This is a genomic window from Lysinibacillus sp. 54212 (assembly GCF_036662795.1).
GTDB lineage: Bacteria > Bacillota > Bacilli > Bacillales_A > Planococcaceae > Lysinibacillus_B.
This window is the reverse complement of sequence record NZ_JBAFWZ010000001.1, coordinates 15,585-32,357: the sequence shown is the minus strand read 5'-3', so window position 1 is coordinate 32,357 and position 16,773 is coordinate 15,585. Positions and strand designations below refer to the sequence as shown.

The following is a 16,773-nucleotide window of genomic DNA, read 5'->3' as shown; positions in this document are numbered from 1 at the left end:
GGATGAGCTTCACCCCCGGAATTTTTTTATCTACCATTTAAAATATTTTTTTCATTTTGTAAAAATTGACTTCTTGATTTTGCTACTCTTTCAATTCGCTGCTCCGCTAAACGGTTAGCTGCTAAATATGTTGGAATATCCTCTTCCTTCGAAATTCTGAAAATTTTAGTTAAACTATCGTAAATCGTTTCAACTCGTTTCATTGCGCGATCATGATTATAACCATAAAGCTCATCGGCTACATTTATTACACCACCAGCATTTATCACATAATCAGGGGCATAAATAATCCCTTTTTCATGTAATATTTGACCATGACGAGATTCCTTTAACTGATTGTTTGCCGAACCAGCAATTATTTTAGCTTTTAGTTGTACAATCGTATCATCGTTAATAATTGCACCTAAAGCACATGGCGCAAAAATATCTACATCTTGCTTATATATATCGCTCGGATCAACCGCCTTAGCACCAAATGCCTCTACCACACGCGATACTGCATTCGAATTAATATCGGTTACAACTAATTTGGCTCCATCCTTGTGCAGGTACTCACATAATGTATATGCAACATTCCCTAAACCTTGAACTGCTATTGTTCGTCCCTCTAATTGATCAATACCATAAGCTTCCTTTGCTGCGGCCTTAATTCCTAAATAAACCCCGTAAGCTGTGACAGGAGAAGGATTGCCTGATGAACCAAATGCTGGGGAAATACCAGTTACATAGTTAGTTTCTTCGTGAATTAAATCCATATCTGTTACAGTAGTACCAACATCCTCAGCAGTGATATAGCGTCCATTCAAGCCTTGTATAAAGCGACCTAAGGCACGGAACATTTCTTCATTTTTTTCTTTAAACGGATCGCCAATAATTACAGTTTTACCGCCACCTAAATTAAGTCCAGCTGCAGCATTTTTATAGGTCATGCCCCTTGCTAATCTTAATGCGTCCTCTATTGCATCCGCTTCTGTTGCATAAGTCCACATACGACAGCCACCTAAGGCTGGTCCTAAGGTTGTATCATGGATGGCAATTATTGCTTTAAGACCTGATGCCTTATCCTGGCATATTACAAGCTGCTCGTAATCGTATTTTTCCATGTATTTTATAATGTCCATATTATTATCTCCTTCCATAAATGAATCATTTTCTGACGTTTAAATAACTTTTCGCTACTTATTGTATTGCATATATTTTCAAAACTATAATATTCCCCTTCTATTTTTACAATACTTTCTATTTGACCTTAGCGCAACTAAAAACATATCTCATCACCGTATTGAGAATATTCTTTCAATTTAATTGTGATTATTTGTGAATTTTTTGCGTAGCATTAACATTGCTATTTCGCTATATGAGGCGAGGTTTCTTGACTTTCATTCTCTTCACTGTAAAATAAAAGGTATGTGGTTAGGGGGTTACGGCATGGCTCGTATGGCAGCATTTATCGTACTATTAATTCCAGGTTTGATGGCAGCAGCTGGCATTAAATTTATGCGCGATACATTATTTGGCATTTTAATTTACCCATTTCCTTGGATTTGGTTACAATTTGTTGTAGGAATAGCATTCTTTATACTCGGTTTCGGTTTCTTTGCTGGCTTCTTATTACACCGCGATCGTAAAAAAGGTAAAGTTTCTACTCGTTGGCAGAAAAAAGCTTAAAAGGAGTCGCCTCAAGTGATGAGGCAACTCCTTTTTTATAGTTATTGTCTATTTTGCTTTTTTGCCAAACGATCTGGGTAATCCGTAATCCAACCAGTAACAATAGGATGCGGATCTTCAATATAATTCTCTTCACCAGTAATGCCGTAAAAACGCATGTTTTTATTAGCATTTTCACATGCCTTTAAAAAACGCGTCTTATAGTATTTCTTATGTGCATGAATCGTATCTATATGTGAATAGAGATGAAGTTCTTCCCAATTAAATTTCTTAGTAATTATAAGTGCTGTCTCGAATTCAGGTCGGTGTTTTTTCACAAGTTGTAGCAATTCATTATGAAAAGAAGAAAAGTGACTTCCATCTGGTAGCTGTATTATTTTTAAGACCTCGATAATTGACGTGGGCTGACCTACTAACGATTCCTTCAGTTCGACATTAATAGGCATCCTATGTTCTAGAGCCCAAGAGATCACTTCCTCAAAGGTTGGCATCGTCCTCTTAGAAAATCTTCTTAAAAAATTCCGCCCTAAACGATAGCCTTTTAATTCTTCTGCAGTACAATCGACAATATTTTTATTAATATCTGCTAAACGTTTTAAATTCAAGTCATGAAAAACGAAAAGAATATTGTCTTTTGAACATTGGATATCAATTTCAACACCATCTGCCTGTAATACTAGTGCTTCATTCAATGCTTCAATGCTATTTTCAAAAGCATAGGCTGAAGCACCACGATGAGCAAAAATCGGTACATAGTTTGACATTAGACGTTCAGTTCTCCAAATTCTAGTAGGAACTTTCCATTAGTCATTTTTGTTAAAATAGAAGATTTTTTTCCGATTTGAATATAAGTACCAGGATACGCTTCTTTAGTAACGATAATCTCTTCTTTACCTGCATTTCGTAAATCATTCATCAATTGCTTAATTTCGAGATCTACTTGTATAGCATCCTCTTTATATTCATTCAGATTTTGCTTTGCTTGCTCAAATGCAGCAATTTGTTGCTTATTTAAACGGTCAACTATAGGAGTTAGTCTACTTACTTGCTCGTCTAACGAAACAATCTCCTCTTGTAATGACTTTAAATGAGCTGCCTTGTCCTGAATAATCGCATAGGCTTCTTGTTTGTTCACACTATTAATAATAAGCTCTGTCCGTCTCTCCAGCCTGTTCCCTGAAATGGCCGTTACAATTTGATTTTTAGCAGTTGTCTTTCCACCAATTATTTTCCCTTTTCGTTCATCGACTAAAACAGAATGCGCTTTCAAATTTGAGCCTAGCGCATAGAATCCAATGTGAATATCTTCTCCAGCTGTTAAATTTGCTTCATTAACATGCTTTACAAAAATACTACCACCCGCTTCAACACGCGTTTCACCAAGTCCAAATATGCCTCCACGAATAAATATATCGCCCTCAATTGATTTAATTAATTTAGCTCCTGAAACACCTTCAGGACCTTCGATTGATATATCGCCCTTCGCTACGATTGTAAAGCCGTGCTGTACAGTTCCTCGAACACTTATTGATCCCTCAAATTCTAAATTTCCTGTTTCAATTCCTACATCTCCACTTATAGGTAGATGATGATTAACAGAAATTTGTCCTTGAATTTTCTCAAGTACTCCTCCAATACGCGAGCGAATGACGATTTTCCCGTCCTCTTCTACTTCATAGGCCGATTTTCGATCATATTTCAGCGGAATATCTCGTCCTTGCTGCGATGGAATTAAATCACCGTGTATATTCGTCCCATCTTTACCAGGTTGAGGTGGAATTTTTTCACCTAACCATGACCCTTCTTTTATTTCAAAAATAAAATTCATGTCGTAGTAATCCGCTTTTCCATCCTCACGAATTACAGGCTTCCGCTCAGGAATTTGTAAGTATGTAATTTTAGCGTCATCTCCTTTTACAGGAGGCGAACCCTGTGCAATTAATATTGCTTTTCCAGGAACAACGCTTTCGATTTGTAGTGGTACAACACCAGAAACAATATGATTATCCTCTAGCACTTTCTTTATTTGAGTTTCTAGATCAGCTTGATTCATACGAATGAAATCCAGTGTTTCATTAATATATAGGGACGCCGACATTTTATCTCTTGAAATTTCAATAATCACATTTGGCAACCATTCACCAATTTCATTTGGCATTTCGCTACTTTTTGATAATACATTTTTTAATAAGGCAAAATTCGTTAATTTAATACGAGGAAAACTTCGTAAAATGCCGTCAAAATCTTTTAAAGGAAATCCCGATTTAATAGTTTTTAAATATACCTTCCCATTCTCTTCGGTTAATTCAAAAAATTCATTTATAAAGACGATCACGCGAATTCCTCCTTTCTCTTAAGCTTAAGTATATACAAAATCTGGTCTTTTGTTTAGCAATAATTCAGACAATCTAAAACATGTATCTTTCGAATCATTATTCATTCTTTTCATACTAGACCAATTACCCTCTCTAGTTATTATTAAACATTTTTTTGCCATATAAACTTAATATCGCCTAATTCTTAAAAATATTTAACCTCTCATTTTAAATATAAATGCACTGAATTTTGCACCCTAAAATAATCTTTTAATAATATAATTTTACAACAATGAATAATAAATTTTCTATCCTCCTCAAGGCTATACCTGTTATGCTTTCTCATTGATAAGCAATACTTTTTAGTGAAAGATGAATGTTATTACAATATTTCCGTTTTAAAGATTCAATGATGAAGTCGAAACATATATAATTCACCCTCATAAATTATTATTCATAACATTATGGTTTTCACTTGAAAATAATGTTTTTCCATGAAAAATATACGATTAATGGCATTTAATTTGCTATTTTGAGTCCACCCCTTAATTCACATTATCATCAACAATTACGAACGTTACAAAGAAAAATCAATTATTCTGGCATCGAATTATTTAAGAAGCTGATAATATATAGCATTTTAAATAAAAAAACACCTCCACCACAAGTTACAACTTGTAAATGAACGTGCTATAAAAATATTAAAGTATATTATAATTACAATTAACTCGCAACCATTTCAATACGAATTTTATCCGCAATCATGGCAATAAACTCAGAATTTGTCGGCTTCGATTTTAAATGGTGGACTGTGTAACCAAAAAGTTCAGAAATTGACTCATAATTGCCTCGTTTCACGCGACCTCAATTGCATGGCGGATAGCACGCTCTACTCGAGAGGAAGTTGTACCAAATTTTTTAGCGATTTCAGGATAAAGTATTTTCGTTACTGATCCGAGGAGCTCAATATCATAATACACCATTTGGATAGCTTCTCTTAAATAAGAATATCCCTTTATATGTGCTGGCACGCCAATTTCTTTAATAATGGATGTAATCGTTGTATCCAGAAGACGCTGATCCATCTTTGGTGAAGGATCTGGCTGTAAAATACTTTTGCGTTTTTCCGATTCAGTTTTATTACCAGCTACATGCATTACCTTTTGCACTAATTGATCGAATTCGAATGGTTTTAACATAAAGTACGATGCCCCAAATGTAGCCGCCTGCTTCATCACGTCATCTTGACCAAAAGCCGTTAGCATTATAACTGGGATATTTGCCAGCCCTTCATCATTATACATCGCCTCTAAAACAGCTAGTCCATCTAAATGCGGCATTATAATGTCTAATAACAGCACATCAGGCCTATGCTCTTCTAACATTTTAATACACACTTTGCCATTTGAAGCGGTAAATACGACTTCGATTGAAGGATGATTTTCAAAAAACGACTCCATCATTTTGACTAAATCTCTGTTATCATCAGCAATTGCAATTTTAACCTTCGCCACCATCGTTTCCCCCTTATCTTTATTGAACTACCAAAATATTACTCATCTACGAAGCAATACCAATTGACACAATATTTCAAATTCGACATTTTATAAAAAATACCTTTTTAATAATTAAAAATAATTAATGAGTCACAGAATTTCTTTATGTACCGACATAAAAGGATAACCTATCCTATTTTTCGATATTTTACATAGATTCATTTTAATAAAAAAAAGAAGAAAAGACTACACTTTTATATAAAGTGTAGTCAATAATACCTTATTCAGGTGATTTTTTAATCATTTCGACAATGGTGATTGCTGCACCTTTTGTCGGTTGTTCGACATACATATGAGTCACGGCGCCAATGAACCTGTTATCTTGAATAATTGGGCTTCCACTCATTCCTTGTATAATGCCACCTGTTTTATCTAATAAACGTTCATCTGTAACGGAAAATTGGAAAGTAGATCCCGATTTTTTTTCGATTCTAATATCGAATGCCTCTACCTCAGAGCCTTCAATCGAAGTGAAAAGTTGTGCTTTTCCCGATTGAATATCATCTGAAGGTATAATTTCGAGCGGTTGTTGCAAACTTTTTTGTATCGGCTGTTGCCATTTCCCAAATATGCCGTATACATCATTTGTCACTACAGAACCTAATTTTGCTTCTTCAGTCGGTTCTTTAGAAATTTTGTAGCCTGGTTCTCCAGGGCTACTCTTTTTTATTTGCGTAATTGTCGCTAAAAATAACGACCCCTTTGCCACTTCTGGCGCAATATTTAAAGAATGATCGATTATTTGGTGACCGAGTGCACCATACTGCAAATCGTCTGGATCAATATAGGTTAACGTACCAATACCGTCTGTCTCATTTTTTAAAAAAGGGGAAAGTTGATTTAGCTCATCTTTTGTTAATTTTAATTTATGCCGTTTTTTTGCACGCTCAAAGGTCATTTCCACAGAGCTATCGTCTATATTTTTGAGCTCATCAATGGAATGAAGTTTTTCTTTATTCATTTTCAATAACTTATCGCCTTTTTTTAACCATTGTCCGTTGTCGAGTAATACATCATTGGTAACAAAAACGAAAGGCATTTGAAGCTGAATATTAACTGAATGGCCCATTGGAATAAGCTTCTTTGCCTCAGCATTTGTCGGAAAGGCGCAAAGAAGCAAAACAAAAACAATTAACAAATTACGCAAATAACCGTTCATAATCCACCTCCTTTTCACTTACTATGTGAAAGTTTTGGCGCATTATGAACGGAAAAATTAGGTGCCCTTGAAGCATATCAGACAGTGTTTCTTGCTTAAAAGTTCATGATATCATGATTGCAATTTTTTTACTGTCCAAAGACTGTTAAAACGAACATCAATTGCACATTTTTAAGCCTTTACCCAGTTACCATTGCCTGTTTTCGACTTGATGCGATTTGTATAAGCTCTGAGGCATGTTGTAGCGTTAATTCCGTAATTTCTGCTCCACTCATCATTCGACTTACTTCTTCAATACGCGCTGAATCCTTTAGTTCGTTTACAGTCGTAAATGTACGATCATGCTCAACTTGCTTTTTTATATAATAATGTTGATCCGCCATCGCCGCAACCTGTGGCAAATGAGAAATACAAAGAACTTGCGATTGAATTGAAATTGCTGCAATTTTTTCTGCAATTGCCTGTGCAACACGTCCACTTACTCCTGTATCAACTTCATCAAAAATAATCGACGTAATTCCATTTGATGATGAAAAAATTGTTTTTAGAGCCAGCATCATTCGCGAAAGTTCCCCACCAGATGCAATTTTAGGTAGCGATTTTGGTGGTTCCCCAACATTGGTTGAAATGTAAAAAACAATTTCATCTTTACCGTTACTGTCAAACCTCTCTAAAGAGGTAAAATTCACGATAAATTTTGCTTTCTCCATATGTAAAACTTGAAGCTGCTCCATAATTGCGTCACTAAGAAGAACTGCATTTTCTTTACGAATTCGCGATAACTCAGCAGAAAGTGTTTCTAATACGCCTTCCATTTCCTGCAGACGTTTCTCATTTTGCCCAATCGTTTCATCTCGATTAATTAGCTGCATTAATTCTTCTTCAATTTTTTCATGATACGATAAAATTTCTTCTACAGTTGTTCCGTATTTACGTTTCATTGCTTGGTATTGCGCTAAACGTTGCTCTACTTCATTCATGCGTTCAGGATCAAATTCAAGCTCGTCCATCACATTTTTTATTTGATAGGCAGCGTCCTGCAAAGCATAAAAGCTAGATGTTACCGCATCAGCGGCTTCCTGGAAACTGGCATCTAGAGAAACAATATCCTCTAACGCGTTCATTGCATCCCCTATAAAGTCCAGCCCTTTTGATTCTCCAGAAATTGTTTCATAGGCAACATGAGAGCGTTCAAAGATTTTGTGGAAATTTATCAAACGTCGTCGTTCCTCTATAAGTTGCTCTTCCTCATCCATTTTTAAAGCCGCTTCCTCAAGCTCATTAATTTGAAACTGATATAAATCGATTCGTTGGGCGATTCGTTGCTCATCTAAGCTTAAAGACTGTACTTCACGTTTTAGTGCTCGGTACTCCTCATATACGGCTGTATATTTTTCTTTTACAGCTTGCAACGTATCGGCTGCAAAATGATCCAGCAAATTAATGTGGAATTTTTCATCCATTAGTTCTTGATTTTCATGTTGTCCATGGATGTCTATCAGGCTACTACCTATATCACGTAACACAGTTAAAGGCACAAGCTTGCCATTTACACGACAGATACTTTTTCCATTATCATTCAAATCACGACGAAGAATAATCGTGCCTTCCTCGACTTCAATACCCGCTTCTTCTAGCTTTGCATAGATTGGATGATTATCGCTCATTATTTGAAATAATCCCCCAAGTTCTGCTTTTCTTGCACCATGACGAATAAATTCAAGTGAACCACGACCTCCAGCAAGTAAATGCACTGCATCAATAATGATCGATTTACCAGCTCCCGTTTCACCTGTTAATACAGTAAGTCCATCAGAAAAGCTAACAGTTAAATCATCAATAATGGCAAAGTTACGAATACTAAGCTCTCTTAACAAAAATATCCACCTCGAATTACAACATATCTAATAATCGATTTTTAATATGTTCACTATCTTGTTCTGTTCTACAAATAATTAAGATCGTATCATCACCTGAGATTGTCCCTAAAATTTCAGGCCAATCTAAATGATCTAATAGCACAGCTATAGAATTACCATTTCCAGGTAGTGCTTTCATTACTAAAAAGTGCGATGCCCCATCAATACTAACAAATGCATCGGCAAGTGCTCGTTGTAATTTTTGAATTGGGTTAAAGCGTTGATCTGCTGGCAAGCTATATTTATAACGACCATCCTGTAAAGGTACCTTTACTAAATGTAACTCTTTAATATCACGTGAAACTGTTGCTTGTGTCACATTATAGCCAGCTTTTTTTAAGTATTCGACTAAATCGTCCTGTGTTTCAATTTCATTATTTGTAATAATATCGCGAATTCGAATATGACGTTGCCCTTTATTCATAAGATTCACCTCTATTTTTCATTGTATATTTACACTACCATCTGCATAAAAAAAAAACAAGAAAAATTGAAATGATGTACCAATTTGCTTTACTCATTAGGATTTAGTATTAATTATAAATAAAAAAAGAGAAATCCTACGTATAAGATTTCCCTTTTTTATTACTTTAATTCATTATGTGCCTGTTGAACAATTGATGAAAAATCAGTAAATGGTTCAATTAAATCACCATCAATTGGATTTTTTAAGTGGAATAAAAATTCAATATTACCTTCTCCACCAGTAATTGGTGAATAGGAAGCATCCTTAACCACAAAACCTACCTCTGTAGCCATTTTAGCCGTTTGCTCTAGTACAGCTAAATGAATTTTCGAATCTCGAACTATCCCTTTTTTACCGACATTTTCTTTACCCGCTTCAAATTGTGGCTTTACTAACGCCATGACATCTCCTCCGGGCATTAAAACCGTTTTTAATACAGGTAAAATGAGCGATAATGAAATAAAGGATACATCAATCGTTGCAAAGTCAGGCAGTCCCTCTACTAAGTCTTCAGGCTTTGTGTAGCGGAAATTGGTTTTTTCCATAACTGTTACTCGTTCATCACTACGTATTTTCCAAGCAAGCTGGTTAGAGCCAACATCTAATGCATAGCAATGTCTTGCACCATTTTGTAATGCACAGTCTGTAAAACCACCTGTCGACGAGCCAATATCAAGCATTAGCTTTCCATCAACAGACATATCGAAAATTTGTAGGGCCTTTTCAAGCTTTAAGCCACCACGACTTACATACTTTAAATCGGAACCTTTCACTTGTAGCGGAGCATCGATAGTTATTTTTTCGCCAGCCTTATCGATGCGAATTTCATTTGAAAATACTAGCCCCGCCATAATCGAGCGCTTTGCTTTTTCTCGTGTTTCGCTAAGCCCGCGCTCGACAAGAAGAACGTCTACACGTTCTTTTGGTTGTTTCGTCATAGGGTTCCTACCTGCTTTTTCACTAGTGATTCGATACGCTTAACTGCTTCTTCAGCTGTTACATTAATTTCTTCTAATAATTGATCTACATTACCATGCTCAATAAATTTATCTGGAATACCGATTCGATCAATAGCTACACTATAACGATGATCTGCTGCAAATTCTAATACAGCACTTCCAAAGCCACCTTGTAGCACGGCTTCCTCAATCGTTAAAATTGGCTTATTCGTTTGCATAAGCTCGTGTAGCATTACTTCATCCATAGGCTTGATAAAACGTGCATTTACTACCTTCACACTTTTCCCACGTGCTGCAAGTTCTTCCGCTGCCTCAAGAGCCATTGGAATTGTTGTACCGAATGTTAGAATCGTTGCATCGCTGCCTTCACGTAAAACTTCCCAAGAGCCGATTGGGAGCACTTTCATTTCCTCATCAAGCGGTACACCTAGGCCATTTCCACGCGGATAGCGAAGTGCTATTGGTCCACCATCATACTCTAGTGCAGTTTTCACCATATGCTGACCTTCATTTTCATCCTTAGGCATCATAAGCACAATATTAGGAATATGACGAAGGAAGGAAATATCGAATACACCTTGATGTGTCTCTCCATCAGCGCCTACTAAACCTGATCGATCGATACCAATGAAAACATTTAAATTCGGACGTGCAATATCATGTAGCACCTGATCATAGGCACGCTGAAGGAATGTCGAATAAATCGCTAAAAACGGTTTCATTTTTTGCGTTGCCAGACCTGCTGCCATCGTTGCTGCATGCTGTTCTGCAATTCCAACATCATAAAAACGTTTCGGGAAATCACGCTGAATGCCTTCTAGCTTGGACCCTACCGGCATTGCTGGCGTAATCGTAACGATTCGCTCATCCTCCTTCATCAGTTTACGAACTGATTCAGAGATTAAACTACTCCATGCTGGACCTTTTACAGCTGATTTTACGAAATCACCTGTTTCCATTTTATAGGGACCTGTACCGTGCCAAGTACCAACTGTATCTTCCTCAGCAGGCTTGTAACCTTTACCCTTTTTTGTAATAACGTGTACTATAACAGGCCCTCGTACTTTTTTTGCATACTCTAGCGTTTTATCTAACGATTCGAAATCATGTCCATCAATCGGACCTAAATATTTAAAGCCCATTTCCTCAAAAAACACACCGGAAACGACTAAATATTTTAAGCTATCCTTTACACGCTCTGCTGTTGAAGCCAAACGATCGCCTACGACAGGAATTTTATGCATTAAGCTTTCTAATTCCTCTTTCGCTTTCGAATATTCCTTCGCAGTTCGTAGTCGACCTAATACATTATGAAGAGCGCCAACATTTGGAGCAATCGACATTTCGTTATCATTTAAAATAACGATCATATTTGTTTTTTCATGCCCGATATGGTTTAACGCTTCGAGTGCCATACCACCTGTAAGCGCACCATCTCCAATAATCGGCACGATAAAGTTTTTCCCCTTTTTTATATCGCGTGCTGCCGCCATCCCCATAGCAGCCGATAAAGACGTTGAACTATGTCCTGTTTCCCATTCGTCATGCTCACTTTCAATAAGCTTCGGGAATCCACATAATCCTTTATATTGACGTAGTGTATCGAACTGACTAGCACGACCTGTTAAAATTTTATGGACATAGGCTTGATGCCCAACATCCCATAAAAATTTATCCTGTGGACTATTAAACGCTTTATGCAAAGCGATTGTTAACTCTACTACACCAAGATTTGGACCGATGTGACCTCCAGTGACAGAACACTTTTCAATTAAAAACGTTCGAATTTCCTGTGAGAGCGCCTCTAATTGCCTATTGTTCAAGCCCTTTAAAAAGGATGGACTAGAAATTTTGTATAAATCCATCTCTACACACACCTTTTCATCTATTTATTCACAAGTAAGTGATATTGTTTTATTATAACAGTGTCCTTCGCTAGAACAAAACTATATCCTTTTTATTTAATTATTTCTTTGCACAATGTAAGTGGCAAAGTCTAGAAGTAATGTACTGTCACTTTGCAATGTATTTAATGCTGCAATCGCCTTCTCATAATGTTCTTCTAGCTTAGCTTTTGCACCCTCTAGAGTAAGTAAGGCTGGGTATGTGCTTTTATCACTTGCAATATCTTTCCCAGCTGTTTTTCCTAACTGTTCACTTGTACCTTCAATATCTAAAATATCGTCTTGAATTTGGAAAGCAAGGCCAATATGATGCGCATACTCTATTAACGCCTGACGCTCCTCAATAGTTGCACCACTAAGAATTGCACCCGACTCGATAGAGAATCGTAGAAGTGCACCTGTTTTATTCACATGAACTTGCTCTAGCTCTGTTAAATTTAGCTGACGCTTTTCGCCATCCATATCAAGCACTTGGCCGCCAACCATTCCTTGGGCACCAGCCGTTTCACTTAATAATCGAATCAGCTCAATTCGTTTTTCTGCATCCACGCTATCTAAACGTGCTAATATGCCAAAGCTTAGCGAATTTAAAGCATCACCCGCAAGTGTTGCCAGCGCTTCCCCGTAAACAATATGATTTGTTGGCTTACCACGGCGTAAATCATCATCATCCATACATGGTAAATCATCATGAATTAAAGAGTACGTATGAATCATCTCTACACATGCACCGACCGTATACGCTGCATGTAATGGCTGCTTAAAGTGTTCACATACAGCTGCAACAAATAATGGACGAACTCGTTTCCCACCAGCTTTTAACGAATATAGCATTGATTCCTTTAACATTTGGGGTGCTTGAATTTGCTGTACTAATGCATACATTTCTGCTTCAATTTTTGGCACATTTTCTTGAATAAATCCTTTTAAATATTCACTCATTTTTTATACCTCTCCAGTTGAGGGTGCAAATGGTTGCTTTTGTCCATCCTCACCTACTATTGAAATTAATTGTTCTTCCGCATTTGTTAGCTTTTCGTGACAAAATTTAGAAAGCTCCATCCCTTTTTTATACAAATCAATGGCCTCTTCTAGTGGGACATCACCTTGCTCTAGTTTACGGACAATTTCCTCAAGCTCTGTCATTGCATCTGCAAATGCTTGTTTCTTAGGCATCCTTATTCCCCCTTCTTGTTTGTCGAAAGTATTTTAGCTTCAGCAACACCGTCATGAAATTGTATTTTGACTTTGTCCTTATCTGACAACTCCTCAACAGATTTCACGACTTTTTTGTCAAGATATGTGACACTAAAGCCTTTACTCATTATTGATAGTGGATTTAAGGCCTCTAACGTACGAATCATTCCAGCAAATGCTTGCTTTTGCTGATCTACATGAGTATATGCTGCTCTTGTAAGGCCTTGTGTAATTGCATCGAGTTGCCTTTTTGAAAATTGAATCGATGCTTGCGGTGAGTGTATTTTCAACGAAGCACTAAGCTTTTCAAGTCCATTTCTATGCTTCATTAAATAAAGCTGTGCCCCATTGGCCAACCGTGTATCTATCGTCACAAGCTTTTCGATAAATGGTCGATACAAACGGTCTGGTGTTGCTAATGGGTAGGATTGCTGAAGCTTTGTTAATCGACTTCGTTCAAAATTAAGTTGTCCAACTACCATTTGATGCAGCTGTGTTTTTTTGGCTAATACACGTTGATAGAGCTCTTGTCTGTTCGGAACTGCTAGCTCAGCTGCAGCTGTCGGTGTTGGAGCACGTAAATCTGCTACATAATCGGCAATTGTTGTGTCCGTTTCATGTCCAACAGCACTAATTATCGGGATTCGACTTTCAAAAATGGCACGCGCTACGATTTCTTCATTAAATGCCCATAAATCCTCAATCGAGCCGCCACCTCGACCTACAATTAGGACGTCACAGAAGGCGTGTCGGTTTGCTAAATAAATATTATCTGCAATATTTTGTGCTGCCCCTGCTCCTTGTACAAGCGTTGGATAAATAAGGATATCGGCTTGTGGAAAACGTCTATTAATCGTCGTAACAATATCTCGAATTGCCGCCCCTGTTGTTGCAGTTAATACCGCTACTGTTTTCGGAAATTGTGGGATAGGCTGCTTAAAATTCGGATTAAATAGCCCTTCCTTTTGCAATCTCTCCTTTAGCTGATTAAAGGCGACAAAAAGCCCACCAATTCCATCTGGCTCCATCGTTTGTGCATACAACTGATAAACTCCACTCGCTTCATAAACATTGACGTCCCCGCGAATAAAAACTTGCATACCTTCTTCTGGCTTAAAGGCTAATTTGGCAGCTTGATTTCGAAACATAGTAGCATTAATGCGTGCTCCATCATCCTTTAAAGTAAAGTAAATATGTCCAGAGCTATGCATTTTAACATTCGAAAGCTCCCCTTTTACATATACGTCACGCAAATGAGGATCTGCATCGAATTTTCGCTTTATATATTTAGTTAACGCTTTTACGGTTAAGTACGAAGACGATGTCATAAATTCGCCAGACTCCTTTATTCGGATATGTACGAAAACAAATTATTATGTATACAATAGAAAAGCTGTTTCTTTAGAGGATAAATGGGTACTTTCTATCCTTTCAGAAAAACAGCTTCTGTTCTATTGATTATTTTACATGTTTTAGTTTATTTTGTCGTGTGCTATTGTTTTTTCAGCTGCCTGAACAGTATTTTCTAATAGCATTGTAATCGTCATTGGACCTACACCACCTGGCACCGGTGTAATGTGAGATGCAACACCATCAACATTGGCAAAATCAACATCGCCACAAAGCTTGTTATTTTCATCACGGTTCATACCAACATCAATGACCACTGCCCCTGGCTTTACGTGCTCTGCTGTAATATATTTAGCACGACCCACTGCAACGATTAAAATGTCAGCCTGCTTCGTGAAAGAAGGTAAATCCGGTGTTTTAGAGTGCGTATATGTAACCGTTGCATCCTTTTGAAGTAGCAACTGACCCATAGGCTTACCAACAATATGACTACGACCAACAATCACTGCATGCTTTCCAGCTACATCAATATTTGAATGCTCAAGCAGCTTCATTACACCAAAAGGAGTACATGGTAAGTACGTTTCTTGTCCTAGCATCATTTTCCCTACACTTACTGGTGAGAAGCCATCTACATCTTTTTCGTCAGAAATTGTTGCAATGACCTCATCCTCATCAATATGCTTTGGAAGAGGAAGCTGTACAAGGATTCCGTGAATATCTTTTCGAGTGTTTAATTCACGAATTCTATCTAATAAAGTTTGTTCAGAAATATCTTCAGGAAGCTTAATAAGCTCAGAGAACATACCAATTGCTTCACAAGATTTTTGCTTGTTTGCTACGTATGTTTTAGAAGCAGGGTTTTCCCCTACTAAGATTACTGCTAAGCCCGGTGTTAAGCCTTGCTCTTTTAATTTTTTTACACGCTGGGCTACTGACTTGCGAATTTCTTGACCGATTTCTTTACCATTAATAATTGCACTTGACATGTTATTACTCCTTCCAATGTTCACTACTTATTGTTGTGTAAATTTAGAAAGTACACCGTTAACGAATTTGCTTGATTTTTCATCGCTAAATATTTTACACAGTTCAATTGCTTCGTTTAACACGACACGACTCGGTGTATCTCTCATAAATAATAATTCGTAAACTGATAAACGTAATACCGTTCTTTCAATTTTAGGTAGACGAGCAAGCGTCCAGTTTTCAAGCTTATCTTCTAGCGCTACGTCGATTTTTTCCTTTTGTTCAACTGTTCCACGAACAAGCCCTTCAAAAAAAGCATCTGTCTCTTCATCCTGAAGAACGTGACCGATTGCTTCATCAATTGAAAGCTCCGTGCTGTCTAGTTGAAACAATACTTGCAACGCTTTTTGACGCGCATCATGTCGTTTCATTCATAAATCTCCTTCTTTGGTGGCATTAAGTCCTATAATAGCACATTTTAACTGTCTTAACACAGTATGAATTAAATTTTGATAATTACAACAAAGCAAAGAAGCAAAATCTTGTTTTACTAAAGATTTAGCGTAAAAAATTCTATAATCCGATAATAACTTTTCTATAAACATACGACTCTATAGAATTATCTGGTAAAATATAATTTCAATCTCAATTTCAAGGAGTAAGAGGATGACTTATACAATCGGTATTATTATTTTTTCGGTCATTGCAGGGATACTTATGGCGGTTTTTTCGATTCCATTTTGGTTTTTTGTAGTAACGATCCTAATAATAGGACTTATTCGACTAGCCTATATTTTTTTCATTCTCTACTATATTCAAAACCCTAAGCTTATCCAAGGCTACTTAAAGTCCAATAAGCGTCATACCCTTTACGCTTACGCATTAACACTACCTAATGGGTCAAAATCCGAGCAAATACAGGCAATCGATAAAATCCTCGCTAAATATCCATCACCACTTATGCAAGCTACATACGGTGCGAATCGAGCTATTCTACAAATGGATTTTGAAGCTGCAAAAAAAGCGATAGAACCGATAAAGGACCAGCCACTAGGGCAATACACTTTAGCGTTAATTCAGGCTTTTCAAGGAAATCAGAATGACGCGAATTCATTCAGATTATCAAAGAAGTGGATGAAACCATTAATCGAGGCTGTGTTAGCATTCCAAGATGGTGATAGAATTCGTTATGAAGAATTTCGAGAAGAGGCACTAAAGCACGCTCGAGGCATCCAGCATTACACTATCTATCATTTCTTTCTTAGAATTGGCGAGCAATAAAAAATACGAGAATAGCTCACTTTACGCTAT

15 protein-coding genes and 1 pseudogene are annotated in these 16,773 nt (G+C 37.0%); 2 read left to right on the top strand and 14 right to left on the bottom strand.

Annotated features, from left to right (window positions below):
* Positions 1 to 26 precede the first annotated feature (26 nt).
* The gene (locus V4T18_RS00170; protein WP_332645239.1) at positions 27 to 1,121 is read right to left on the bottom strand and encodes a Glu/Leu/Phe/Val family dehydrogenase; all 1,095 of its coding nucleotides are present in this window, start codon (positions 1,119 to 1,121) and stop codon (positions 27 to 29) included.
* Positions 1,122 to 1,428: 307 nt separating this feature from the next.
* Here V4T18_RS00170 and V4T18_RS00165 point away from each other — a divergent pair, with 307 nt between their 5' ends.
* The gene (locus tag V4T18_RS00165; RefSeq protein WP_332645238.1) at positions 1,429 to 1,668 is read left to right on the top strand and encodes a DUF2627 domain-containing protein; all 240 of its coding nucleotides are present in this window, start codon (positions 1,429 to 1,431) and stop codon (positions 1,666 to 1,668) included.
* A 41-nt stretch (positions 1,669 to 1,709) separates the two neighbouring features.
* Here V4T18_RS00165 and V4T18_RS00160 read toward each other — a convergent pair whose 3' ends face one another.
* The 13 genes and pseudogenes from V4T18_RS00160 to nusB all read right to left on the bottom strand — a co-directional run bounded on the left by V4T18_RS00160 (position 1,710) and on the right by nusB (position 15,893).
* Positions 1,710 to 2,432, bottom strand: a complete 723-nt coding sequence (locus tag V4T18_RS00160) for a glycerophosphodiester phosphodiesterase (RefSeq protein WP_332645236.1) — start codon at positions 2,430 to 2,432, stop codon at positions 1,710 to 1,712.
* A complete protein-coding gene (locus V4T18_RS00155) occupies positions 2,432 to 4,003 on the bottom strand; it encodes a DUF342 domain-containing protein (protein ID WP_332645234.1) in 1,572 nt (523 codons plus the stop codon). The genes V4T18_RS00160 and V4T18_RS00155 overlap by 1 nt, the downstream gene beginning before the upstream one ends.
* A 703-nt stretch (positions 4,004 to 4,706) precedes the next feature.
* Positions 4,707 to 5,497: pseudogene (gene spo0A / locus V4T18_RS00150) on the bottom strand (sporulation transcription factor Spo0A).
* Positions 5,498 to 5,759: 262 nt separating this feature from the next.
* Positions 5,760 to 6,698 (bottom strand): SpoIVB peptidase S55 domain-containing protein, encoded by a 939-nt coding sequence (locus V4T18_RS00145; RefSeq protein ID WP_332645233.1) that lies wholly within the window; start codon positions 6,696 to 6,698, stop codon positions 5,760 to 5,762.
* 179 nt (positions 6,699 to 6,877) lie between these two features.
* Positions 6,878 to 8,575: a DNA repair protein RecN gene (recN, locus tag V4T18_RS00140; RefSeq protein ID WP_332645232.1), complete on the bottom strand. Its 1,698-nt coding sequence runs from the start codon at positions 8,573 to 8,575 to the stop codon at positions 6,878 to 6,880.
* A gap of 16 nt (positions 8,576 to 8,591) precedes the next feature.
* Complete coding sequence (gene ahrC / locus V4T18_RS00135; RefSeq protein WP_332645231.1) at positions 8,592 to 9,041, bottom strand: transcriptional regulator AhrC/ArgR; 450 nt, start codon at positions 9,039 to 9,041, stop codon at positions 8,592 to 8,594.
* A 161-nt stretch (positions 9,042 to 9,202) separates the two neighbouring features.
* Entirely contained in the window at positions 9,203 to 10,021 is an 819-nt protein-coding gene (locus tag V4T18_RS00130; protein ID WP_332645230.1) for a TlyA family RNA methyltransferase, read from the bottom strand.
* Positions 10,018 to 11,907 carry a 1-deoxy-D-xylulose-5-phosphate synthase gene (gene dxs, locus V4T18_RS00125; RefSeq protein ID WP_332645229.1) on the bottom strand — a complete coding sequence of 630 codons (1,890 nt, stop codon included), beginning with the start codon at positions 11,905 to 11,907 and terminating at the stop codon, positions 10,018 to 10,020. Before dxs ends, V4T18_RS00130 begins: the two co-directional genes overlap by 4 nt.
* A 96-nt stretch (positions 11,908 to 12,003) precedes the next feature.
* Positions 12,004 to 12,888, bottom strand: coding sequence for a polyprenyl synthetase family protein (locus V4T18_RS00120; protein ID WP_332645228.1), 885 nt, complete (start codon positions 12,886 to 12,888; stop codon positions 12,004 to 12,006).
* Between the two features lie 3 nt (positions 12,889 to 12,891).
* Positions 12,892 to 13,122 (bottom strand): exodeoxyribonuclease VII small subunit, encoded by a 231-nt coding sequence (locus V4T18_RS00115; protein WP_332645227.1) that lies wholly within the window; start codon positions 13,120 to 13,122, stop codon positions 12,892 to 12,894.
* 2 nt (positions 13,123 to 13,124) lie between these two features.
* Positions 13,125 to 14,471, bottom strand: coding sequence for an exodeoxyribonuclease VII large subunit (gene xseA / locus V4T18_RS00110; RefSeq protein ID WP_332645226.1), 1,347 nt, complete (start codon positions 14,469 to 14,471; stop codon positions 13,125 to 13,127).
* A 144-nt stretch (positions 14,472 to 14,615) separates the two neighbouring features.
* Positions 14,616 to 15,482 carry a bifunctional methylenetetrahydrofolate dehydrogenase/methenyltetrahydrofolate cyclohydrolase FolD gene (folD, locus tag V4T18_RS00105; RefSeq protein WP_332645225.1) on the bottom strand — a complete coding sequence of 289 codons (867 nt, stop codon included), beginning with the start codon at positions 15,480 to 15,482 and terminating at the stop codon, positions 14,616 to 14,618.
* 27 nt (positions 15,483 to 15,509) lie between these two features.
* Positions 15,510 to 15,893: a transcription antitermination factor NusB gene (gene nusB / locus V4T18_RS00100; RefSeq protein ID WP_332645224.1), complete on the bottom strand. Its 384-nt coding sequence runs from the start codon at positions 15,891 to 15,893 to the stop codon at positions 15,510 to 15,512.
* A gap of 235 nt (positions 15,894 to 16,128) precedes the next feature.
* Between nusB and V4T18_RS00095 the strand changes: the two genes are divergently transcribed.
* The gene (locus V4T18_RS00095) at positions 16,129 to 16,743 is read left to right on the top strand and encodes a hypothetical protein (protein ID WP_332645223.1); all 615 of its coding nucleotides are present in this window, start codon (positions 16,129 to 16,131) and stop codon (positions 16,741 to 16,743) included.
* Positions 16,744 to 16,773 lie beyond the last annotated feature (30 nt).